The 21,476-nt window shown below is 61.3% G+C and carries 18 protein-coding genes; 6 read left to right on the top strand and 12 right to left on the bottom strand.

What is annotated here, in order from left to right; genetic code table 11:
• The first annotated feature begins 26 nt into the window (after nucleotides 1–26).
• Nucleotides 27–2,129 (top strand): ATP-dependent DNA helicase RecG, encoded by a 2,103-nt coding sequence (gene recG, locus GM608_RS03580; RefSeq protein WP_333645019.1) that lies wholly within the window; start codon nucleotides 27–29, stop codon nucleotides 2,127–2,129.
• 279 nt (nucleotides 2,130–2,408) lie between these two features.
• The gene (locus GM608_RS03575; protein WP_333645017.1) at nucleotides 2,409–3,095 is read left to right on the top strand and encodes a cold-shock protein; all 687 of its coding nucleotides are present in this window, start codon (nucleotides 2,409–2,411) and stop codon (nucleotides 3,093–3,095) included.
• Nucleotides 3,096–3,238: 143 nt separating this feature from the next.
• Here GM608_RS03575 and smpB read toward each other — a convergent pair whose 3' ends face one another.
• From smpB to GM608_RS03555, 4 genes are all read right to left on the bottom strand, one after another.
• The gene (smpB, locus tag GM608_RS03570) at nucleotides 3,239–3,742 is read right to left on the bottom strand and encodes an SsrA-binding protein SmpB (RefSeq protein WP_081563081.1); all 504 of its coding nucleotides are present in this window, start codon (nucleotides 3,740–3,742) and stop codon (nucleotides 3,239–3,241) included.
• Between the two features lie 8 nt (nucleotides 3,743–3,750).
• Nucleotides 3,751–4,650 (bottom strand): 4-hydroxy-tetrahydrodipicolinate synthase, encoded by a 900-nt coding sequence (gene dapA, locus GM608_RS03565; RefSeq protein WP_043560424.1) that lies wholly within the window; start codon nucleotides 4,648–4,650, stop codon nucleotides 3,751–3,753.
• A 104-nt stretch (nucleotides 4,651–4,754) separates the two neighbouring features.
• Nucleotides 4,755–5,594 (bottom strand): prephenate dehydratase, encoded by an 840-nt coding sequence (locus GM608_RS03560; protein WP_043560427.1) that lies wholly within the window; start codon nucleotides 5,592–5,594, stop codon nucleotides 4,755–4,757.
• Entirely contained in the window at nucleotides 5,585–6,334 is a 750-nt protein-coding gene (locus GM608_RS03555; RefSeq protein WP_086431043.1) for a 3-deoxy-manno-octulosonate cytidylyltransferase, read from the bottom strand. Before GM608_RS03555 ends, GM608_RS03560 begins: the two co-directional genes overlap by 10 nt.
• Before the next feature lie 65 nt (nucleotides 6,335–6,399).
• Between GM608_RS03555 and GM608_RS03550 the strand changes: the two genes are divergently transcribed.
• From GM608_RS03550 to GM608_RS03540, 3 genes are all read left to right on the top strand, one after another.
• The gene (locus GM608_RS03550) at nucleotides 6,400–7,194 is read left to right on the top strand and encodes an inositol monophosphatase family protein (protein ID WP_086431044.1); all 795 of its coding nucleotides are present in this window, start codon (nucleotides 6,400–6,402) and stop codon (nucleotides 7,192–7,194) included.
• An 82-nt stretch (nucleotides 7,195–7,276) separates the two neighbouring features.
• A complete protein-coding gene (gene serA, locus GM608_RS03545; RefSeq protein ID WP_333645016.1) occupies nucleotides 7,277–8,542 on the top strand; it encodes a phosphoglycerate dehydrogenase in 1,266 nt (421 codons plus the stop codon).
• A 94-nt stretch (nucleotides 8,543–8,636) separates the two neighbouring features.
• Nucleotides 8,637–10,133 (top strand): YifB family Mg chelatase-like AAA ATPase, encoded by a 1,497-nt coding sequence (locus GM608_RS03540; protein ID WP_043560437.1) that lies wholly within the window; start codon nucleotides 8,637–8,639, stop codon nucleotides 10,131–10,133.
• Between the two features lie 3 nt (nucleotides 10,134–10,136).
• On the opposite strand, the gene metC is transcribed toward GM608_RS03540, so the two are convergent.
• Complete coding sequence (gene metC / locus GM608_RS03535; protein ID WP_333645014.1) at nucleotides 10,137–11,357, bottom strand: cystathionine beta-lyase; 1,221 nt, start codon at nucleotides 11,355–11,357, stop codon at nucleotides 10,137–10,139.
• 196 nt (nucleotides 11,358–11,553) lie between these two features.
• Here metC and GM608_RS03530 point away from each other — a divergent pair, with 196 nt between their 5' ends.
• A complete protein-coding gene (locus GM608_RS03530; RefSeq protein ID WP_227431353.1) occupies nucleotides 11,554–12,273 on the top strand; it encodes an endonuclease/exonuclease/phosphatase family protein in 720 nt (239 codons plus the stop codon).
• Here GM608_RS03530 and GM608_RS03525 read toward each other — a convergent pair.
• The 7 genes from GM608_RS03525 to shc form a co-directional block, all read right to left on the bottom strand.
• A complete protein-coding gene (locus GM608_RS03525) occupies nucleotides 12,264–13,685 on the bottom strand; it encodes a phospholipase D-like domain-containing protein (RefSeq protein ID WP_333645012.1) in 1,422 nt (473 codons plus the stop codon). The genes GM608_RS03530 and GM608_RS03525 overlap by 10 nt on opposite strands.
• 85 nt (nucleotides 13,686–13,770) lie before the next feature.
• Nucleotides 13,771–15,981, bottom strand: a complete 2,211-nt coding sequence (parC, locus tag GM608_RS03520; protein ID WP_103765464.1) for a DNA topoisomerase IV subunit A — start codon at nucleotides 15,979–15,981, stop codon at nucleotides 13,771–13,773.
• Between the two features lie 41 nt (nucleotides 15,982–16,022).
• A complete protein-coding gene (recO, locus tag GM608_RS03515; protein ID WP_333645011.1) occupies nucleotides 16,023–16,793 on the bottom strand; it encodes a DNA repair protein RecO in 771 nt (256 codons plus the stop codon).
• 79 nt (nucleotides 16,794–16,872) lie between these two features.
• The gene (tsf, locus tag GM608_RS03510; RefSeq protein WP_043560447.1) at nucleotides 16,873–17,784 is read right to left on the bottom strand and encodes a translation elongation factor Ts; all 912 of its coding nucleotides are present in this window, start codon (nucleotides 17,782–17,784) and stop codon (nucleotides 16,873–16,875) included.
• A gap of 148 nt (nucleotides 17,785–17,932) precedes the next feature.
• Complete coding sequence (rpsB, locus tag GM608_RS03505; RefSeq protein ID WP_043560449.1) at nucleotides 17,933–18,700, bottom strand: 30S ribosomal protein S2; 768 nt, start codon at nucleotides 18,698–18,700, stop codon at nucleotides 17,933–17,935.
• Between the two features lie 179 nt (nucleotides 18,701–18,879).
• The gene (locus GM608_RS03500; protein ID WP_043560452.1) at nucleotides 18,880–19,518 is read right to left on the bottom strand and encodes a hypothetical protein; all 639 of its coding nucleotides are present in this window, start codon (nucleotides 19,516–19,518) and stop codon (nucleotides 18,880–18,882) included.
• Complete coding sequence (gene shc / locus GM608_RS03495) at nucleotides 19,518–21,446, bottom strand: squalene--hopene cyclase (protein ID WP_248630572.1); 1,929 nt, start codon at nucleotides 21,444–21,446, stop codon at nucleotides 19,518–19,520. Before shc ends, GM608_RS03500 begins: the two co-directional genes overlap by 1 nt.
• Nucleotides 21,447–21,476: the final 30 nt, after the last annotated feature.

Raw genomic sequence — 21,476 nt, 5'->3', positions numbered from 1 at the left:
CCCGGAAGCCACCCGCCCCCGATGCCATGCCCCTAGCTCCCCCTTCCGCACGGATTGCGCCACTTCTGGCTCCCATCAGCAGCCTGCCGGGCACAGGCCCCCGCCACGCCACGATGCTGGGCCGGATCAGCGGCGGCAGGCGGATCATCGACCTGCTCTTCACCCTGCCAGAAAAGCTGATCGACCGGCGCAGGCTCATGAGCGTCGCCGAGGGGCGGAAACTGCCAGCGGGCGACATCCTGACAAGCCGTGTCCGTGTGACAGGCATCCGCCGCCCCATCCGCTCCTCCCAGCCCACCATCCTGACCACCAGAGACAGCACCGGCACGCTGGAGATCACCTTCTTCCAGAAGGGGCGGCTCTTCCTCCCCCCAGAGGGGGCAGAAATCCTCGTTTCCGGCAAGGTCGGGCATTACCATGACCGGCTGACCCTCTCCCGCCCGGACCACATCATGGCCTGGGAAAAGAAGGACCGATTCCCGTGGCTGGAACCGGTCTGGCCCCTCACGGCCGGGCTGTTTCCCTCCACCGTGCGGAAAGCCATGCAGGCCGCCCTGGCCCTGATCCCGCCCGACCTCCCGGAATGGCTGGACCCGCCCCTGGTGAAAAAACGGAACTGGCCCAGCTTCGCCACGGCTCTTGGGCTGATGCACTTCCCCGAAACACTGCCTTCCGACGACGACCCTACTCCCATTCTGGAGCGTGCCCGTGCCCGGCTGGCAGCCGATGAAGTTCTGGCGGACCAGCTCTGCCTGGGGCTGGCCCGGATGCAGGCCCGGACACGCACGGGCCGCCCGCTGGTGGGCGATGGCTCCCTGCGCCGTACCCTGCTTGAGCGTTTCGGCCATGAACCCACACCGGCGCAGCGGCGTGTCATGGCCGAAATCGCAGCTGACATGGAGCGTCCCACCCCCATGATGCGCCTGCTCCAGGGTGATGTCGGCGCCGGAAAAACGCTTGTCGCCCTGACGGCCATGCTCCAGGCCGTCGAGGCCGGAACACAGGCCGCCTTCATGGCCCCGACGGAGATCCTTGCCCAGCAGCATGCCAGCACGTGCGAAGCCCTGTGCCCGGTGCCGTTCGTGTTTCTCAGCGGCTCCGTCAAGGGGAAAGCACGGCGGGTCGCACTGGCGAAACTGGCCGATGGCCATGCGAAGATCGCCATAGGCACCCATGCACTCTTTCAGGATGGCGTCACCTTTGCCGACCTCGGCCTGGCCGTCATCGACGAGCAGCACCGCTTCGGCGTGGAGCAGCGCATGAGGCTGGCCAGCAAGGGGGCAGCCACCGACCTTCTCGTCATGACCGCCACCCCCATCCCCCGCACCCTGCAACTGACGGAATGGGGCGAAATGGGCGTGAGCCGGCTGGACAGCAAGCCAGCCGGCCGCCAGCCCATCCATACGACCGTGCACAACATGGGCAAGCTGGACGACATCTTCGCCGGCATGAAACGGGCCCTGGACCAGGGGAAGCAGATCTTCTGGGTCTGCCCCCTCATCGAGGAGAGTGAAACGCAGAGTGCCGCAGCGGCAGAAGAACGCTGGGCGGAGCTCACAAAACGTTTCGGCCCCATCATCGGGCTGGCTCATGGCAGGCAGGACATCGACACGAGGCAGAACGCCCTGACGGCCTTCCAGAAAGGCCAGACCCGCCTGCTGGTCGCCACCACGGTCATCGAGGTCGGCGTGGACATTCCCAATGCCACCATCATGGTCATCGAACAGGCCGAACGCTTTGGTCTGGCCCAGCTGCATCAGCTGCGTGGCCGTGTCGGCCGGGGGGCACAGAAATCCTTCTGCCTGCTGCTGCACAGTGAAGGCACCAGCTTCACAGCCCAGCGTCGCCTCCACCTCCTGCGGGATACGGAGGATGGCTTCCTGATTGCCGATGAAGATTTCCGCATCCGTGGTGGTGGCGACCTGACAGGCAACCGACAGTCCGGCCTGCCGGGCTTCCGGCTGGCCGACCCGACCCGCCTCTCCCTGCTTCTGACAGCCATGCGGCAGGACAGCCAGCGTGAACTCACCCGCAACCCCGACCTGACAGGGCCAAGGGGAGAGGCCCTCCAGGACCTCCTGCATCTGTTCGACCGGGCCATACCGGACAGACTGCTTGTATCTGGCTGAAATAAAAGACTGTCACAGAAATTGTTAACAATATTTGTTCAGCCATAAACTTACATTATTGTCATCTCTACGAAGGAGTGGCCTACAATTAGACTTCCAGACGACGCAGCATAATAACGGCAGAAAAAATTATCGTAATTTCATCTTTTTCCTTGTGGCTTAATTGAAAAAACATGCTACCGTCAGAAGTGGAACATGCAGGCATGTTTCCAACATAATGACCCTGAGGGAGCGGATCGACCGCTTCCTCCCTGATGACCCCAGTACGGGACGAGACCCTTGAGAAATAATAGATCCGACCGCAGCTCCTTTTCCTCTCGCCGCGGCGGTTTTGACCGCGATTTCATGACCCAGCCTTCCTATTTTGATGATCGCGGCAGTTACGATGCCCCGCGTGGCGGTGGTTTTGGCGGTGGCGCCCGCCGTGGCGGTGGCCGTGGTGGCCCGCAGATCACCCCGACAGGTCCGGAGATCACCGGTACCGTCAAATGGTTCAACACCGAGCGTGGCTTTGGCTTCGTTGGCCTGAGCGATGGCAGTGGCGATGTTTTCCTCCATGCCAACACGATCAGCGCCCTCGGCCATGCTGAGCCTGCACCGGGAACGACCGTTGTTATCCGTGTCGGCCAGGGGCCGAAAGGCCGCCAGGTGGCTGAGGTGATTTCTGTCGATGCCAGCACGGCCACAGCAGAAGCCCCCCGTCGCCCTGCCCCCATGCGCCAGGAACGTTTCCATCCTGCTCCGGACCTGTCCCAGGCCGAGGAAATGCGTGGAATCGTCAAGTGGTACAACACCACGAAGGGCTTCGGTTTCATTACGCCTGAGACAGGTGGCAAGGATGTGTTCGTCCACGCCTCTGCTCTGGAGCGCTCTGGCCTGCATGGTCTGGCTGATGGCCAGCAGATCGGCATGAAGGTTGTTCAGGGACACAAAGGCCCTGAGGCTGTAGAGATTACAGCCGAATAAGACAGTCTTCCGCATCCGCTGAAGAAAAACCCCACGGCCCTCAAGGAACGTGGGGTTTTCTGTATCCTCTGCCCACAACCAGCAGAAACGGGCATCCCATCCTGCTACTACTGGCCCGGGGCAGCTTTAACGGGGAATTCCCCTCAATAATCTCCACGCCCTTTGTTACGGAGCAGACGGGCCTTGTCTCGCTGCCAGTCACGGTCTGCAATGGCGTGGCGTTTGTCTTCCTTCTTGCGCCCCTTACCAAGACCAAGTGTCACTTTGGCTACACCACGGGCATTGAAGTGAATGTCCAGCGGGACCAGTGAAGCCCCGGCTCTGGTGACCTCTCCAATATATTTGGCCAGCTGTTTGCGGTGCAGCAGCAGCTTGCGAGGAGCCCGTGTATCAAACCGGGACAGCACCCCTCCCTGATATTCCGGAATATAGGAATTGATGAGCCACAGCTCACCATTCCGTTCTACGGCGTAGGCCTCGGTCAGTGTTGCTCGGCCCATGCGAAGGCTCTTGACCTCCGGCCCCTTGAGAACAAGACCCGCTTCAACCGTTTCCAGAATGGTATAGTTGAAACGGCCCTTCCTGTTCTGCGCAGCGATGCCATGGGAAATGAGCCCACCTTTTGTTTTTTTCTTGCTGGCTGCCATGGTCCGTCTTAATCCAGAAGGCCAAGCAAACGCAGAGCCTCGTCCACACGCTTCTTCGTTCCTTCCGTCGGCTCCACCATTGGCAGGCGCAGCGTGGATTCGCACAACCCGAGACGGGACATGGCGTACTTTGCCGGGGCTGGGCTGGTCTCGGCAAACAGGGCATCATGCAGCGGCAGCAGCCTGTCCTGAAGAGCAATGGCCTCCTGCACCTTCCCTTCCCGCCAGAGACGATGGAGCTGGGAGCAGAGATCCGGTACCACGTTGGACGTCACACTGATGCAGCCGTGCCCTCCGGCGGCCAGAAAGGACAGGATGGTCCCATCCTCACCAGAAAGCTGGTTGAAGTCCGCCCCAGCCTCCCGCCGCACGGCCAGCGGACGGGAAAGATTGGCCGTAGCATCCTTCGTACCGACAATATTCGGATGCTTGGCCAGACGCCCCAGGGTCTCCGGCGTCAGGTCCACAACGGAACGGCCCGGGATGCAGTACAGCCAGAGCGGCAGCGGCGTGGCGTCAGCCACCGTCATGAAGTGGCGGTACAGCCCTTCCTGCGTCGGCTTGTTGTAATAGGGAACGACCACCAGCAGGGCATCGGCCCCCACCTTGTGAGCATGACGAGCCATACCCACAGCCTCATGTGTGCTGTTGGAGCCTGCTCCGGCCATCACGAGCGCACGGCCAGCAGCCACCTCCACACAATGCTCCACGACACGGCCATGTTCCGCATGGGAGAGCGTCGGGCTTTCCCCCGTTGTCCCGGACGGAATGAGGCCTGTCGTCCCGCCCTGGATCTGACGCTCGATCAGCCTGGTAGCGGCCTGCTCGTCCAGCGTGCCGTCCTTCTTCATGGGGGTGATCAGGGCGGTCAGCGAGCTGTGGTACCGTTCATTGATATTCTGTGCCATCTCTTTACTCTCCACCCTTGTCCCTGCTCATAAAAATCCGTGGGCTGACCTCGCCAGCCGACATTCTGCTGCCATTATAGTGAGACCTCTCCGCTGGAGAAAGGTCACATCTCATCCCGAAACGAACTCCGCCGGTAGGTGCCCAGCACGTGATGATCCTGGCTCACCCCTGCCAGCTCCAGAAGAGCCTCCCGAACTCCCCTGTCATCCGGCGCCCCCTCAATGTCCATCAGAAAACGGGATGCCTCAAAAGAGCCTCCCAGCATGTAGCTTTCAATCCGTGTCATGTTGACCCCATGCCGTGCAAAACAGGCCAGAACATCACACAATGCCCCCGGCACATGCCGGACATGAACGATCAGCGTCGTCATCATCGGCTGGCCTGCCACGGATTCCACCACAGCGTCCGGAGGGGCCACACGGTAGAAACGGGTGGTATTGTGGGCGGCATCTTCCACATTGCGCAGAAGAACTTCGAGCCCGTTCAGCTCTCCAGCAAGGGAGGACGCCACCGCCGCCTCTTCCCTGCGCCCCCAGCCTGCCACAAGCTCGGCGGCTCCCGCCGTGTCAAACTCCGTTACCGGCTCCAGATCATACCGTGCCAGAAGACCCCGGACCTGCGCCATCGCCACAGGGTGCGTATGGACACGCTTCACATCTTCAAGCCGTGCCCCCTTCACACCCAACAGACAGTGTTCCACCCGCTGGAAATGCTCCCCCACGATCTTCAATCCCGCTTCCGGCAGCAGCGCATGGATCTCTGCCACACGACCGGCAAGGGAATTCTCGCATGGCAGAAGGGCCTCATCCGCCAGACCATCCCGCACGGCCTCGATCGTCTCGGCAAAGCTGCGACAGGGCAGCGTGGCCCAGCCCGGACGTGTGGCCCGGCAGGCCAGATCGGAATAAGCTCCCGGCCGCCCCTGAAACGCAATTACCGGCATGATGGCTGCTCCCCCACTCTGGCCCGGACTCTCGCAAGGTCTTCCGGCGTATCCACCCCCAAGGGAGCCGTGGCAATCCGGGCACAGCCAATCGTCATGCCCGCCTCCAGCGCACGGAGCTGCTCCAGCTTTTCCCGCTCTTCCAGCCCGGAGGGCGGCAGGGTAACGAACCGGGCCAAGGCCTCACGACGCCACGCATAGACACCCACATGATGCCAGTACACGCCCTCACCCCACGGAATCACGGACCGGGAAAAATAGAGTGCCCGGGCCACGTCATCGTCACTCTGGAAACTACAGGCCACCTTCACGACCGACTCGGCGTCACGCTCCTCGGGCCCCTGCACCGGGGCAACCAGTGTCCCGATGTCGAACCGCCCTTCTGCCAGTGGGCGCAAGGCCTGCTGGAGGGTCTCCGGTTCCACAAGAGGGAGGTCACCCTGAAGATTGATCACGCAGTCATGCCGCCTCTGCGGGTCGTGAGCTTCAATCGCCGCCTGCACCCTGTCCGATCCGCTTGGCAGGGCCGGGTCTGTCAGAATGGCCTTCACCCCCGCCATGCCTGCCACAGCGTCCCGGATTTCCTCATCTCCGGCCGCCACGAGGACAGGCCCCAACCCGGCCGCCACAGCCCGGCGGGCGACATGAACGATCATGGCCTCGCCATCAATCTCGGCCAGAGCCTTGCGTGGAAGCCTTGTGGAGGCAATTCTGGAGGGAATGACAATAATCGGTTGCATGATCCCTGATTGCCGTGCGGTCCTGTCCACGTCAATCAACCCAGCAGGAAAAAGGCACAATCCTCATGCGTCAGTCTGATCTTTCCTCCCATCTGGCCCTTGCCCAGCGCTGCGCCGATGCTGCCCGACAGGTCATCCTGCCGTATTTCCGCCAGTCCCTCACCATCATCTCCAAGGCCGATGACAGCCCCGTCACCCTGGCCGACCGGGAAGCCGAATCTGCCATGAGGGCCATTCTGGAAAAGCATGTTCCCCATCATGCCATCCTGGGCGAAGAGGCCGGTGCCTCTGGCACTCCGGGGAAAGACTGGCTCTGGGTGCTGGACCCCATTGACGGCACACGCTCCTTCGTAACGGGCCGACCAAGCTTCACGACACTGATCTCACTGTTTCATGAAGGCCGTCCCGTACTGGGCCTGATCGACCAGCCCGTCACCAATGAACGCTGGCTCGGGCTGGATGGTGAATCCAGCCGCTATGTCGCCCCGCACATGCCCGGCACCATCGGCACCCGGCAGACTGTCCGCCTCAAAGAGGCTGAGCTTTCCTGCACGGCACCGGAAATCTTCCGTCCTGCCCAGTTCCGGCAGTTTCAGGCACTTCAGCAAAAAGTCCGCCGGACCTCATGGGGAGGAGATGCCTACGCTTACGGACTGTTGGCTCTGGGACAGATCGACCTCATTGCGGAAGATACGCTCAAACCATGGGACTGGGGACCACTGGCCCCCATCATCAGGGGGGCCGGTGGCAGCCTGACGGACTGGTCCGGCGCCCCGCTGACACTGGAAAGTGACGGCACCGTACTGGCCTGTGCCAGCACACCCCTGCGTGATGAGGCCATGGAAGCCCTTTCCACCTGACGATCTGTCCATTACACATAGATAACGATTCTTCACGAGGTCACGCCTGCTGACCCGGTTCCCACGATGAAGGTTACCCGCCATGCCCCTCTCCCTCGCCAAAGACAGAATCAACATTCTTCTGCTGGAAGGCATCCATGACAGTGCCGTCAACTATCTGGAACAGCAGGGCTACGCCTCTGTCACCCGGCTGAAAGGCGCCCTGGAAGGCGATGCCCTCAAGGAAGCCCTTCAGGGTGTCCATATGGTCGGCATTCGCAGCCGGACGCAGCTGACAGCCGATATCATCAACTCTGCCAACCGCCTCATGGCCATTGGGTGCTTCTGCATCGGCACCAACCAGGTGGACCTCAAGGCTGCCCGGATGGCCGGGATTCCCGTCTTCAATGCGCCTTTCAGCAACACCCGTTCCGTGGCCGAGCTGGTCATGGGCGAGATCGTGATGCTGCTGCGCCGCATTCCGTCCCGCTCGGAGGCCTGCCACAAGGGGGGCTGGGAAAAGTCCGCCAACAATGCGTGGGAAGTCCGCGGCAAGACGGTCGGCATCGTGGGTTACGGCTCCATCGGGTCCCAGCTGTCCGTTCTGGCCGAATCCTTCGGCCTGCGGGTGCTCTTTTACGACATCGCCCCCCGCCTGCCACACGGCAACGCCATTGCCGTCAGCTCTCTGGAAGAGCTGCTGGGCCAGTCCGACATCGTGACGCTGCATGTTCCTGAGACACCGGAAACGCAGAACATGATCGGCGAGGCTGAAATCCGGGCCATGAAGCCGAACTCCATTCTGCTCAACAACGCCCGTGGCACGGTGGTGGATATTGAAGCCCTGGCCCGTGCCCTGAAGGACGGCCACCTGATGGGTGCGGCCATCGACGTCTTCCCCGTGGAACCGAAGAGCAGTCAGGAATGCTTCACCTCTCCGCTCCAGGGGCTGGAAAACGTACTGCTGACCCCACACATCGGTGGCTCCACCATGGAAGCACAGGAGCGCATCGGTGTCGAAGTCGCCCAGAAGCTGGTGGATTATTCTGATGTCGGCTCCACCATCGGGGCTGTCAACTTCCCACAGGTTCAGCTGGGTGAGCGCCCCGGCGGGATGCGCTTCATGCATGTCCACTCCAACCAGCCGGGCATCCTTGGGCAGATCAACGACATTTTTGCCAAAGCCGCCTGCAACCTGACGGCCCAGTTCCTCCAGACAGATGGTGAGCTTGGCTACGTCGTGACCGAAGCCGAAGCACAGGAAGGCCAGAATGTCGCCGAACTGGAAAAAGAGCTTCTGGAGCAGCTCCGTAGCCTGAAAGGAACCCTGCGGGCCCGCTCCATCCGTCCGGTCCCGGCTGAAGACTGAGCCGTCCTGCTGCCCTGTCCGGTCTGCTTCTGACAATCGCCCGGCAGGTCCACTGTCGGGCGGTTTCATATCCGACCCACAAGGACTTCTGATCATGGCCACCACCCCGCCCGCTCTTGCCCGCATCCAGAGCGTCACCTTCTCTGGAATCGATGCCTTGCCTGTCATGGTGGAAGTTCAGATTTCCAGCGGGCTGCCATCCTTCATCATTGTCGGGATGCCCGCCCGGGCCATTGCCGAATCCCGGGAGCGTGTCCGTGCGGCACTCTCCGCCATGGGGCTGGCCCTCCCTCCGAAACGGATCCTCGTCAATCTCACCCCGGCCGACCTCCCCAAGGAAGGAGCCCATTTCGACCTCCCCATCGCTCTGGGCCTGCTTGCCGCCATGGGTGTCATCCCGGCCGACTCCATCACGGCCCTGACCGCTTTGGGTGAAATCGCCCTTGATGGAACGGTCACCCCTGTAAACGGCATCCTCTGCGCCGCCCTGACAGCATCGACCCAGGGCCAGGGGCTGATCTGCCCAGCATCGCAGGGGGCAGAGGCACGCTGGGGCCATCCGGCCCTTGAGATCATCGCCACGCCATCCCTCACGGCATTGATCGGCCATCTCCGCAAAGAACAGCCCCTGCCGGATGAACCCCCTCCTACCCCCCAGCCTCCCGATTATGGCCTCGACCTCCGGGATGTGAAGGGCATGATGCAGGCCCGTCGTGTGCTGGAAATTGCCGCCGCAGGTCGTCACTCCCTGCTCATGTCTGGCCCGCCCGGGTCTGGAAAATCCATGCTGGCCAGCCGTCTGCCCGGTATCCTGCCTGATCTCTCTGCGACGGAAATCCTGGAGACCAGCCGCATCCACAGCATTGGTGGCCTGTTGCCTGCCGGGCAGCTTGTCAACCGTCCCCCCTATCGGGCGCCACACCACAATACGACACTGCCTGCTCTGGTCGGTGGCGGTCCAAAAGCCATGCCCGGCGAGGTCAGCCTCGCCCATAATGGCGTCCTGTTTCTGGATGAACTCCCTGAATTTCCCCGCAACTGTCTTGAAGGACTGCGCCAGCCTGTCGAATCAGGTGAGGTCACCATCTCCCGTGCCGCACGGCATACACACTATCCGGCCCGTTTCCAGCTTGTTGCCGCCATGAACCCCTGCCGCTGCGGGTATGTCCATGATGCCGAGCGTTCCTGCAACCGGGCACCACGCTGCGCACAGGATTATACGGCCCGCATCTCCGGCCCGATGCTGGACCGCATGGATCTGTGCGTTCATATCCACTCCCTTTCACCTCTGGCCATCAGCCGTGCCCCCACAGGGGAAAGCAGCGCAGAGGTACGGGCCAGAGTGCAAAAGGCCTATGATCGGCAGATGGAACGACAGGGAACCTGCAACAGCACCATGCCCCCCGATGGGTTCCTCTTCGAAGCGGACGCCCTGGCTCTTGCAGAACAGGCAGCCCTGCGGATGAAACTTTCACACCGTGGCATCACACGCATGTTCCGTGTCGCCCGCACGATTGCCGATCTGGACGGCACGGAAACCGTGCAGAAACACCATGCGGCAGAAGCTCTCTCCTACCGCACCCCGCTCTGAAGATCAGGAAGACAGTCCATCCAGCCCACGGGCCAGATCAGCCTTCAAATCCGCCACGTCCTCCAGCCCGACCTGAATACGGAAGGCTGCGCCCTTCGGCAAACCCTCTTCATGATGTCGTGTCAGTCCCCCGGATGTCGGCAGGACAAGACTTTCATACCCCCCCCAACTGGCTCCAATGCTGAAGAGGTTCAGTCCGTTCAGCATGGCGACCATGGCTTCCTGCGTGATCCCTTCAACCAGCTCCACACCGAACAGACCACTGGCATCCGTGAAATCACGCTTCCATATCTCATGCCCCGGACAGCCCGGCAGGGCTGGATGCCGCACATGGGCGACCTCCGGGCGACTCTCCAGCCAGAGGGCCAGCTCATAAGCGGAGCGGGCCTGCTGGGCCAGACGGACAGCCATGGTCTTCAGGCCCCGCAGGGTCAGCCAGCAGTCATCCGGGGCACCGCAGGCTCCCAGCTCGATGGCGGCACGGCGCAGGGCCTGCCAGTGTTCCTGCCGCTGGACCGTGATGGACCCGAGAATCACATCCGCATGGCCGCTGGGATATTTCGTCAGGGCCTGAATGGACACATCCACCCCATGCGTGAAGGGCTGGAACGCCCCGATCCCCCATGTATTGTCCAGCAGCAGCCGTGCCCCGGCTCCGTGTGCCAGACGGGCGATCCGGGGAACGTCCTGCACCTCGAACGTATGACTGCCCGGGCTTTCGGCAAAAACCACGGCCGTGTTGGGCCGGAGATGCGCCCGCAGGGTGGCTTCATCCGCACGGGGCGGATAAAAGCCGGTCTCAACCCCAAAACGGGCCAACATTCCCAACGCAAAACGCCGTGTCGGACCATAGACGGAATCTGGCAGAAGCAGATGGTCCCCGCTCTTCAGGAACGCCAGCAGAGCCACGCTACAGGCTGCCAGACCGGAATTGACAACCTGCGTATGGCTTCCGCCTTCCAGGGCTGCAATCACCTGTTCCAGCCTGTGCTGGGCGGGGTTGCCCATGGCGCCATAAACAAGCCTGTGATCGTAGGCATGAACGCCCTGGGCCTCCATGTCCTCAACGGTCGGGAACACGACCGTTGAACCACGCTCAACCGGCATGTTGACAAATCCGCCTTCCCGACCCGGCTGCTGACGCCCGGCGTGGGTCAGAAACGTCGCAAATTTCTGCCAGCCCTCACCAATGACAGACCCTGCCCCTATGCTCCTGCTCTTCATACCTGTCACTCCTGCTATCCATGCGGGTCGGACAGACATTTTCCCTTCTTCACGAAGAGACGCAACCCCCCTTCATGAAGCCCCCTGCCGTACAGCTTTCTCCTGTAGAGAAGGCCGGTATCTGGCATGAAGGTTCCATGATGTTCTTTACCGCCAAAACGGTATAGACTGCCTTCTCCCTTTCAGGCCTGTGCAGATGGGTCTTGTTTCTGTTGATTATCAGGTCATTACAACAATGCAGGACCCGACATTGCCGTTTGCAGTCCCCCATGCCCTCCGGCTGGTGAGCTGGAACCTTTTTCATGAGGATGGTGCCACGCTGGAGGATATCCGCCTCCTGCTGCGGGTTACGAAGCCCGACATACTGCTCATGCAGGAATGCCGCCCCTTCATCAACCGTCTGCCCGACCTCATAGGGGGGCATTTCAGCCGTCTGGCTTCAGAGGGACGGGTCCATGGCACCGCCTGCTGGAGCCGCCATCCCTTTCTCTCCTCCCCACGGCTGCACATGCTGCCGCCCGGTCTGGCTGCCCACCGTTCTGCCCAGCTGCTGGAATTTGATACAGGGTTTGGGCCGTTCGGCCTCGCCAATGTCCATCTCTCCCACGGTCCCATCCTCAACCGGCGTCAGCTGCGGCTCATCCGGGAGGAACTGCCGGAACGGGCCATCATCATCGGAGACTTCAATCAGGTAGGCCCCGCCATGCTGCGGGGTTTCAGGGATGTGGGACCACGGGAGCAGACCCACCGGATGCTCGACAGGGTGCCCCTGCGGCTGGACCGCTGCCTTGTCCGCGGTTTCTCCCTGATGGAACGGCGGGTCTATCCCCGTTTCGGATCAGACCATCGCCCCATTGCCGTCACCCTGCAACCAGAGGCCGTAAGCAGCAGCCTCACCCTTCCTGATCAGAGATAAGGCAGGAAGAGACAGCAGGCCGCATTCCGCAGGCGGACCGGCAGGGACCATGAATCAATTTCAGCAAGCGTCAGCTGATGGCTGCAATGGCCAAGGATGAACTCTTCCAGATGACCTGCCGTCTCCGCACCATGCAGGGTCAGATTGCATTCGAAATTGAGACGCAGGGAACGTCGGTCCAGATTGGCACTGCCAACAAGGCTCCAGGCCCGGTCCACTGTCATGAGCTTGGAGTGGTTGAAAGGCGGATCCCCCAGCCAGACCCGGCAACCCGCCAGCACCAGGTTCCTGAGGCGGGCATTGCGGGCATAATCCGTCACCGGATGGTTGCTGTGACGGGGAACAACAATATCCACCCGCACCCCACGCAGGGCAGCCAGCCCAAGCTCTGTGGCAAACCGGTTATCCGGGATGAAATAAGGGGTCATGAAGCAGACATGGCTGCGGGCCAGAATGACAGCCTGAAGAATGGTATATTCAATCTTCTCAACATCCATGTCCGGCCCTGACGTCACGACACGGGCCGGAATGCTGCCACCCGCCACGGGCACCGGAAAATAACGCTCCCCTTCCAGGGTTTCCCCAGTCGTGAAGGCCCAGTCCCTCACAAAGACCTCGGAAAGCTGCTGGACCACGGGGCCTTCCAGCTGGAAATGCGTATCCGCCACCGGGATGCGCCGCCCTCTGGGCTGGTTGAGCAGATTTTCCGCTCCAATATTCAACCCACCCATGAAGCCTGTCCGGCCATCCACCACCAATATCTTGCGATGGTCCCGCAGATTGATGAACGGCATCCGCCACGGCCAGAGAGAATGCATGAACCGGGCACAGGGTATGTTCTCCCGCCTCAACCTCTGGATGATCGGGCTGTAGAGATAGCCACTGCCGATGCCATCCACCAGTACACGGACCTCGACCCCACGCTGCCGGGCCTCCGCCAGAGCTGCCACGAATTTCCTGCCGATTCCATCATCCCGAAAAATGTAGGAACAGAGCAGAATGGAGTGCTTTGCCCGGGCAATGCTTTCCAGCATCCTCGGATACGCATGGTCGCCATCATGCAGGCAGGTCACGCTGTTCCCCTTGAGCAGGGGCAGGCCAGTCAGTCCATCCAGCATCTTTACCAGAGGTGCCATGAAACTGTCGGCAGCATCATGGGTCCATGTCGCCAGAAAGGCCGTCTCCTCCGGGCTGACATCTTCCCGCAGCTTCTGCGCCCGGCGATGGACACGATTGATCCCCAGGCAGAGATAAAGCAGCGACCCCAGATAGGGCATGACCCAGCAGAAACCTATCCAGCCAGCGGCAGCAGCCGTATCCCGTTTGGTGAGCAGGATATGGCCTGTTACCAGAAGGGAAAGACTGACATGCAGCAGCCCCAGCAGGAAGGTGTATGAAAAAAGCGCTGCCATGTCCTCTCCTCAGCATGGTCCCATAATCAGCCCGCCCCCACCTGTAGGCGGAGACGGGCGGCAGGCTGTTTCAGGCTTGTCCCGCCTATCGGCGCAGCATCCATTGTGGTGCTGCCCGCCCGACAGCGCCCCGGCGGCCAACCAGCGGGGCCAGATCAGCCGGGGACCGGACCTTCTGCCCCTCCTGCCAGACGAGGCCCTCTTCCAGAGAGAAGAGACGGATATGGCTGATCGCCACGCCATCAGCCAGTTTCTGGAGGCTGACACCCCCTCCCTTCGCCACTTCGGCCACCTGCTCCAGCGGGAAGATGAGCGCACGTCTGGCTGTTGTCAGGCAGAGAACATGCGTCCCCTCAGCGGGCAGGGCAAGCCATACCTGCGCTCCATCCCGCACGTTGAACACCTGCCGCCCTGTTCTCTTCTCCGCTGCAAGATTGCTGGCGGCCACCTGCATCCCCCGGCCATCGGTACTGGCCAGAAAATACCGAGCATCATCCTCACCAAGAACAAACAGGGCCACAGCCTGATCATCCTGCGCCAGATCAGCCAGTGTCCGCACCGGCTGACCAAAGCCACGCCCCCGGGGCAGGTCCGCCACCTTCAGCGTGAAAGCTCGCCCCCCGGCTGCCATCAGACAGAGACGGTCCGTACTCTGACACTCGACATGCCAGGCCAGTCCGTCCCCTTCCTTGAAGCGATGGTTCTCCACATCATGCCCATGCCCCTTGACGGCACGAACCCAGCCCTCCTGTGAAAGAAGCACCGTGACAGGTTCCCGTTCCACCGCCAGAGCGGCAGAGGTATCAATGCTGACCGGGGCCTCACCCATGACCGTGCGACGCTGGCCATAGGGTCCACCTTCAAACAGGGCCTGCATCTTCTGGAGATCTTTCCCGATCCGGCTCCAGCGCCGCTTTTCAGACCCTAGCAGAGCCTCCAGTGACGCCTGCTCTTTGCCCAGACCGTCCCATTCCTTGCGGATTTCCATTTCTTCCAGCCGTCGAAGGGACCGCAGACGCATGTTCAGCACATGATCCGCCTGAAGCTCACTCAAGGAGAACGCTTTCATGAGGGCAGGCTTCGGCTCATCCTCTTCCCGGATGATGCGGATGACCTCATCAAGATTGAGATAGACCTTCAGGAAACCATCCAGAATTTCCAGCCTTTTCAGGACGGCATCCAGACGGTGCTGCGTGCGGCGGACCAGTACATCATGCACATGCTCCAGCCATGCCTTCAGAACATCCTTGAGAGACAGCACGCCGGGGATTTTCCCCTGGCTGAGAACGTTCATGTTCAGGCTGAAGCGGCTTTCCAGCATGGTGTGCCGGAAGAGCGTTTCCATCAGCACATCAGGCTCGCAACTGCGGGTTCTGGGTTCCAGAACCAACCGGATATCCGTTGTGCTTTCATCCCGTACATCAGCCAGGAGAGGAAGTTTCTTCTCTTCCATCTTCCTGGCGATATCTTCGATCAGTTTACCCTTCTGCACCTGATAGGGAATTTCCGAGACGATGATGGTCCATGCGCCACCACGGCCCTTCTCGACCGCCCAGCGTGCCCGGATGCGGAAGCTGCCACGCCCTGTCTCATAGGCCTGGACGAGCGTCTGGCGGTCCTCAACCAGCAGGCCACCAGTGGGGAAATCCGGCCCCGGCACGACATCCAGCAGCTCCTCCGTGCTACAGTCCGGCTTCTCGATCAGCAACCGGGCCGCCTGATAGAGTTCGGCGGCATTATGAGGAGGGATGCTGGTGGCCATACCCACGGCAATCCCGGCCGCTCCATTGGCCAGAAGATTGGGGAAAAGCCCCGGCAGGACGACCGGTTCCTGATCCTCATTGTCGTAGGTCGGACGGAAATCGACCGCATCATCGCTGATTCCTTCCAGCATGATGCGGGCCGTTTCGGTCATGCGGCTTTCGGTGTACCGCATGGCAGCCGCACCATCGCCATCAATGGACCCGAAATTGCCCTGTCCTTCCACCAGCGGATAACGCACGGCAAAATCCTGCGCCAGACGCACCAGCGCATCATAGACGGACGCATCCCCATGGGGATGGAACTTACCGATGACATCACCCACCACACGGGCACATTTCTTGAAGCCGGAACTCGGGTCCAGCTTGAGCTGCTGCATGGCATAGAGCAAACGGCGATGCACCGGTTTGAGCCCATCCCGTACATCCGGCAGAGAGCGTGACGTGATGGTGGACATGGCGTAGGCCAGATAACGCTCACTCAGTGCCTCAGCCAGCCGTGTATCTTCGATATGCCCGGCGAGATCGCCCGTCATAAGGTCTCCTGCTTCATGTTCGCCTCTCTGATGGAGACAGGTTAGACACGCTCTTCTTCCTCCTGTCCAGAGGCCGCATCCTCAGCCAGTCGATACAGGGCTGTCATCAGCCGGTCCCGTGCAGCGGGCAAAGGACGATGGCAGGCAGCAAAAACAGCCCGCTGAAGAAAATGGCCACTCAGCCTTGCCCCAGCAAGCCAGTCTGCCGGCTTTCCTTCCTCTTCACCATCCAGAAGACAGGACGGCAGAGGAAGAAGACGATCCTTCCACTCCCCAGCTCCCTCCTCACTTACGGCACGCCCCGTGCGGGGAGACACATAGGCCAGCCCCTCCCGCACGCCCGTAACGGCACATTGGTCCAACGTCAGGCCATACCCCAGCTGCTCCAGAAGAAGCAGTTCCCAACGCAGATAAAGCGCCACGGGTGGCAGGGCGGCGGACACGCTCATCACCCCCATGAAATGGGCCAGAGACGCAAACAGCGCCTCATGTGGCTCCCTCTCTGGCAGGGCTTCACTACACAGGCCACAGGCACTCCCGAGCAGGGACAGAGATAGAGGATGGTCGAGGAGGAAAGACGCTGTGGGCCGCACAAGCTCCGCTGTCATGTAACCCAACTGTTCTGGCAGGCGGGCCTTCCAGCGGGCCACGACCAGACTGCCCTCCTGCCAGAGCGCCGCCTGCCGCCGGGACTGCCCGCCACGCACCAGAGCATGAAAAACCCCCCGATGCCGGGTCAGTGCACGGACCAGCAGACTGCTTTCCCCATGAGGAGAAAGCCGCAGGATGATGGCCGGGTCTTCCCACTCCATACCGTTACCCTCAAGACAGAAAAAGGGGCCCCGCCATATTGGCGAAGCCCCTTTCTTCTAGCAAGAAACCGTTAAAGGCTTATTTCTTCTGGCCAGAAGCCGCAGCCACCTCGGCAGCAAAGTCCGTCTCAGCCTTCTCGATGCCTTCACCCAGCTTGTAGCGGGCAAAACCAACCAGCTTGGCACCAGCCTTCTTGACGACTTCCTTCACGCGGCTCTCACCGTCATGCACCCAGACCTGCTCCAGCAGAACCACTTCCTCGTAGAACTTGCGGATACGGCCTTCCACCATCTTCTCGATGATGGCTTCCGGCTTGCCGGAGGCACGGGCCTGGTCTTCCAGCACCTTGCGCTCGTGAGCAACGGACGCAGCGTCCACGCCATCCACATCCAGGGCCGTCGGGCTGGTGGCAGCAACGTGCATACCGATCTGGCGGCCCAGTGTCAGCAGAGCTTCACTCTCGGAAGGAGCCTCGACAGCAGCCAGCACACCGATACGGCCTACGCCGGGGCGCAGGGCACCGTGAACGTAGCTGGCCACGACACCAGACGGCACGCTCAGCACGTCCACGCGACGCAGGCTCATGTTCTCACCAATGGTGGCGACCAGATGGGTCAGCTCATCAGCAACGGTGCGGCCAGACGGCATCTTGGCAGCCTTGACGGCCTCCAGATCACCACCAACCTGCAGAGCCACCTTGGCGATGTCTTCCACAGCCTGCTGGAAGGCATCATTGCGAGCCACGAAGTCCGTCTCGGCATTGACCTCAACCATGGCAGCCTTCTTGCCATCAACGGCCACACCCACCAGACCTTCAGCCGCAACGCGGCCAGACTTCTTGGCAGCCTGGGACAGACCCTTCTTGCGCAGCCAGTCGATGGCAGCCTGCATGTCGCCATTGGCTTCCGTCAGGGCCTTTTTACAGTCCATCATGCCTGCGCTTGTTGTATCGCGCAGCTCACGCACCATTGCAGCAGTAACTTCTGCCATATCTCTTCATCCCCGATAAAACACCCATGCAGCCGGAAAGTCTCCACGGCTGCATGAGCTGTTCATGTCACAATATCCACTGTCCGGCCACTCCATGAAAGACGGGCCGGACTGTCCGCATGGCCCTGTGGCCAAAAGCCGGAGAGGCTTATTCAGCCTTCTCTGCCACAACGGTTTCCTCAACCGGCAGCTCTGCGGAAGCGCCAATGTCCTGCCCGGACGCAGCCAGCTCGGCAGAAATGCCATCCAGCACGGCACCGGAGACCAGGTCGCAATATGTGGCGATGGCACGGATGGCATCATCATTGCCCGGGATCGGGAAAGTGACACCCTTCGGGTCGGAGTTGCTGTCCAGCACGGCAATCACGGGGATGCCCAGCTTGTTGGCTTCCTCAACAGCCAGCTTCTCCTTGTTCGTGTCGATCACGAACAGCAGGTCCGGCAGGCCACCCATATCCTTGATGCCGCCGAGGGAGCGTTCCAGCTTTTCGCGGTCACGGGTGATGTCGAGGACTTCCTTCTTGGTCAGGCCGGTCGTGTCGCCAGCCAGCATTTCGTCAATGCCACGCAGACGCTTGATGGAGCCGGTGATGGTCTTCCAGTTCGTCAGCATCCCACCGAGCCAACGGTGATTGACGTAGTACTGGCCGCAACGCTGTGCTGCATCAGCCACCAGATCGGCAGCGGAGCGCTTCGTACCGACGAACAGAACACGTCCACCGGAAGCCACGGTGTCACGCACCTGCTTCAGGGCGCGGTCCAGCAGCGGAACGGTCTGCTGAAGGTCGATGATGTGCACCTGGTTGCGGACACCGAACAGGTACGGTGCCATGGCCGGGTTCCAGCGACGTGTGTGATGACCGAAATGAACACCAGCCTCGAGCAGCTGGCGCATCGTGAACTGTGGCATTGCCATAGTCTGAAACTTTCTTTCTCTGGTTTGTCCTCCGCATGGCAACGCCCCTTGGTGGCAAGGGACACCAGGCAATCCGGGCCATGCGTGCGAAATATACCTCCCGCCCCACATGGAAGCGGCAAATACGGCCCTTCTCTAGAACAGGCCGGACGGAAACGCAAGTACTCCGACGACGCCTTTCAGACCCGTGCGAGCGGAAGTGTTTCCAGAAAATCAGCCATGGCCTGATGGGCACGGGCAGCATCACGCCCCAGGCCGATCAAGGCGCCAATCTGCACGGGATGCCTCAGGATGGACCCCAGCAAAGCCGGCACGTGGACCCGCCCGTCCTTCAGGCCTTCCCGGGCAGCGGGGGGAAGGTCCCTGCCCGCATCGTCACAGATCACCCGCAGAACCGCAAAGGGCAGGCCAGACCGGGCTACGAGACCACTCTCCATATCCACGGCGTGGCACCCCGTCCGGGAAAAAAGGTCTGCTTTCTCTCTGGCCGTGCCAATCATGACCGGACTGTGCAGGATGCCACCCCGGACAGCCGCCTGGGCCGCACCGAAACGGGCACTCAGGGCGGGATCAGCCCTGTAATGCTCACCATCAGCCTGCACATATTCAGCCACCTGCACACTCCCCGGTGGCAGGACGGCATCCAGCGCCCCGGAGCAGCCAAAAGACAGCAATGCCGTCACACCTTCATCCTGAAGAACCTGAAGAGCCTGCCGTGCCCCGGTCTCACAGGCATGGCTCAGGGCGATCTTCGCCCCGGGGAAAAAACGGCGGGCCAGCCGTGCTTCCTGCCTGAGCCCTGCCAGGACCCCCAGCATCAGAAACCGAACTCCACCTGCCCGGAATTGCTATCAGCCAGATTGCGGTACCGGGACAGCGCCATGAGCGGGAAGAACTGCTTGTAGCCATGATAGCGCAGGTAAAAAACCTTGGGGAAACCAACGGCATTATACGGCGCCTCGTGCCATTCACCCTGATCGTCCTGCGCCTGCATCAGATAGGCCATGCCACGGCGGACAGCCTCACTATCGTGGCGACCAACAGCCATCAGCCCCAACGTTGCCCAGGCCGTCTGGGTCGGCAGGCTCTCCTTGTAGAGGCCCTGTGGGGCCCCCTCATAGCTGGCGCAGTCCTCACCCCAGCCGCCATCATCATTCTGTACGCTCTCCAGCCAAGCGACGGCCCGACGCACCATCGGGTCATCATGACTGATGCCAGCAATGTTCAGGGCACAGAGAACGGACCACGTGCCGTAAATGTAATTCGTCCCCCAGCGGCCGAACCAGCTGCCGGATTTTTCCTGCTCGGAGCGGATATAATCCAGCCCCTTGCGGATCACCTCACGATCTTCCGGATGACCCAACTGGGAGAGGAACGAAATGCAGCGTGCGGAGACATCCACCGTCGGTGGGTCCAGCAGCGCACCGTGGTCGGAGAATGGAATGTGGTTCAGCACCTCCATGTTGTTGTCGATGTCGAAGGCACCCCAACCACCATTGCTGCTCTGCATGCCAATGATCCATTCCCGGGCACGCTCGATGGCCGTACGGTTCTCTTCAGGGTCGATCCTGTGCAGCAACATGCCGACAACAGCCGTATCATCCACGTCCGGATAATAATCATTCTCGTACTGGAAAGCCCAACCTCCCGGACGCAGGGTCGGCGCATTGATGGCCCAGTCCCCTCTGACATCCAGAATCTGGCGCTCCCTGAGCCAGGCAGCGGCCTTCTTCAGGGCAGTCGCCGTCTCGGCCGGCATCACGCCCCTGGCACCGGTCGAAGCCTCCAGCATGGCAAGACCGGAAAGCCCCGTATCCCACACAGGCGACACGCAGGGCTGGCAATAGGCCTCATCATCCTTCACTACCAGCAGGCCCTGTACCGCCTCCCATGCCTGGACAACCCGTGGATCATCATCCGGCACCCCCAGGGTCCGGTACATCATGATCACATTCGCCATGGCAGGATAAATGGCACCCAGTCCACCGCCACTCAGCCGCTTCTCGATGAAGTCGATCGTGACACGGATGGCCTTCTCATGAACGGAACGGGGAATGAATGGAACCAGCGGCCGGATGAGCTTGTCCAGACCGGTAAATACCCGCCCCCAGACCGACCGGTACGGACCGCGTATCCAGTCCCTGATGGTGGCTGGCGGTCTCCTGAACAGCTCCTGCACCCGCACGCCACGGGGATTCAGGGCCAGCGGCCTGTAAGCTGCCAGAATGAGCAGCGGCGCTATGACCGCCCTGGACCAGTAGGACATGTTCCAGACCGAGAAAAACGCCTTGCGGGGCAGCAGCATGAGCTCCACTGGCATGACGGGCACGGCATCCCACGGAACTTCCCCGTACAGGGCCAGCTGGATGCGGGTGAAGACGTTGCTCCGCTCTGCCCCGCCATGATGCAGGATGGCCGCACGGGCCTTGCGCATGTGGGGGGCCTCCGGATCATCCCCGATCATCTTCAGGGCGAAATAGGCCTTCACGCTGGCGGAAAGATCAAACCGGCCATCCGTATAGAGGGGCCAACCCCCATGCTCACCCTGTGTCCGTCGCAGATAGACTCCGATCTTCTGCTCAAGCTCCACATCAATGCAGTCAAGGAAATGGCGCAGCAGAACATATTCCGACGGGATGGTTGCATCGGCTTCCAGTTCAAAGACCCAATGACCGTCACTCTTCTGACGCTTGCCCAAGGCAGTATGGGAAGCCCTGACAGCCTGCTCCACCACCGTGGCATCCATGTTATGACGGAACAACGTCTTGTTCACTGA

Source organism: Bombella sp. ESL0380 (assembly GCF_009725805.1).
Classification (GTDB): domain Bacteria; phylum Pseudomonadota; class Alphaproteobacteria; order Acetobacterales; family Acetobacteraceae; genus Bombella; species Bombella apis.
Note: the sequence above shows the minus strand (reverse complement) of the source record. Positions and strands in the feature narration are given on the sequence as shown.

Excerpts from the sequence above, each read along its gene's own strand:
- recG (WP_333645019.1), top strand. The coding sequence starts at position 27 with ATGCCCCTAGCTCCCCCTTCCGCACGGATTGCGCCACTTCTGGCTCCC.
- smpB (WP_081563081.1), bottom strand. The coding sequence starts at position 3,742 with ATGGCAGCCAGCAAGAAAAAAACAAAAGGTGGGCTCATTTCCCATGGC.
- dapA (WP_043560424.1), bottom strand. The coding sequence starts at position 4,650 with ATGGCACAGAATATCAATGAACGGTACCACAGCTCGCTGACCGCCCTG.
- GM608_RS03560 (WP_043560427.1), bottom strand. The coding sequence starts at position 5,594 with ATGCCGGTAATTGCGTTTCAGGGGCGGCCGGGAGCTTATTCCGATCTG.
- GM608_RS03555 (WP_086431043.1), bottom strand. The coding sequence starts at position 6,334 with ATGCAACCGATTATTGTCATTCCCTCCAGAATTGCCTCCACAAGGCTT.
- GM608_RS03550 (WP_086431044.1), top strand. The coding sequence starts at position 6,400 with ATGCGTCAGTCTGATCTTTCCTCCCATCTGGCCCTTGCCCAGCGCTGC.
- serA (WP_333645016.1), top strand. The coding sequence starts at position 7,277 with ATGCCCCTCTCCCTCGCCAAAGACAGAATCAACATTCTTCTGCTGGAA.
- GM608_RS03540 (WP_043560437.1), top strand. The coding sequence starts at position 8,637 with ATGGCCACCACCCCGCCCGCTCTTGCCCGCATCCAGAGCGTCACCTTC.
- metC (WP_333645014.1), bottom strand. The coding sequence starts at position 11,357 with ATGAAGAGCAGGAGCATAGGGGCAGGGTCTGTCATTGGTGAGGGCTGG.
- GM608_RS03530 (WP_227431353.1), top strand. The coding sequence starts at position 11,554 with ATGGGTCTTGTTTCTGTTGATTATCAGGTCATTACAACAATGCAGGAC.
- GM608_RS03525 (WP_333645012.1), bottom strand. The coding sequence starts at position 13,685 with ATGGCAGCGCTTTTTTCATACACCTTCCTGCTGGGGCTGCTGCATGTC.
- parC (WP_103765464.1), bottom strand. The coding sequence starts at position 15,981 with ATGACGGGCGATCTCGCCGGGCATATCGAAGATACACGGCTGGCTGAG.
- recO (WP_333645011.1), bottom strand. The coding sequence starts at position 16,793 with ATGGAGTGGGAAGACCCGGCCATCATCCTGCGGCTTTCTCCTCATGGG.
- tsf (WP_043560447.1), bottom strand. The coding sequence starts at position 17,784 with ATGGCAGAAGTTACTGCTGCAATGGTGCGTGAGCTGCGCGATACAACA.
- rpsB (WP_043560449.1), bottom strand. The coding sequence starts at position 18,700 with ATGGCAATGCCACAGTTCACGATGCGCCAGCTGCTCGAGGCTGGTGTT.
- GM608_RS03500 (WP_043560452.1), bottom strand. The coding sequence starts at position 19,518 with ATGCTGGGGGTCCTGGCAGGGCTCAGGCAGGAAGCACGGCTGGCCCGC.
- shc (WP_248630572.1), bottom strand. The coding sequence starts at position 21,446 with ATGGATGCCACGGTGGTGGAGCAGGCTGTCAGGGCTTCCCATACTGCC.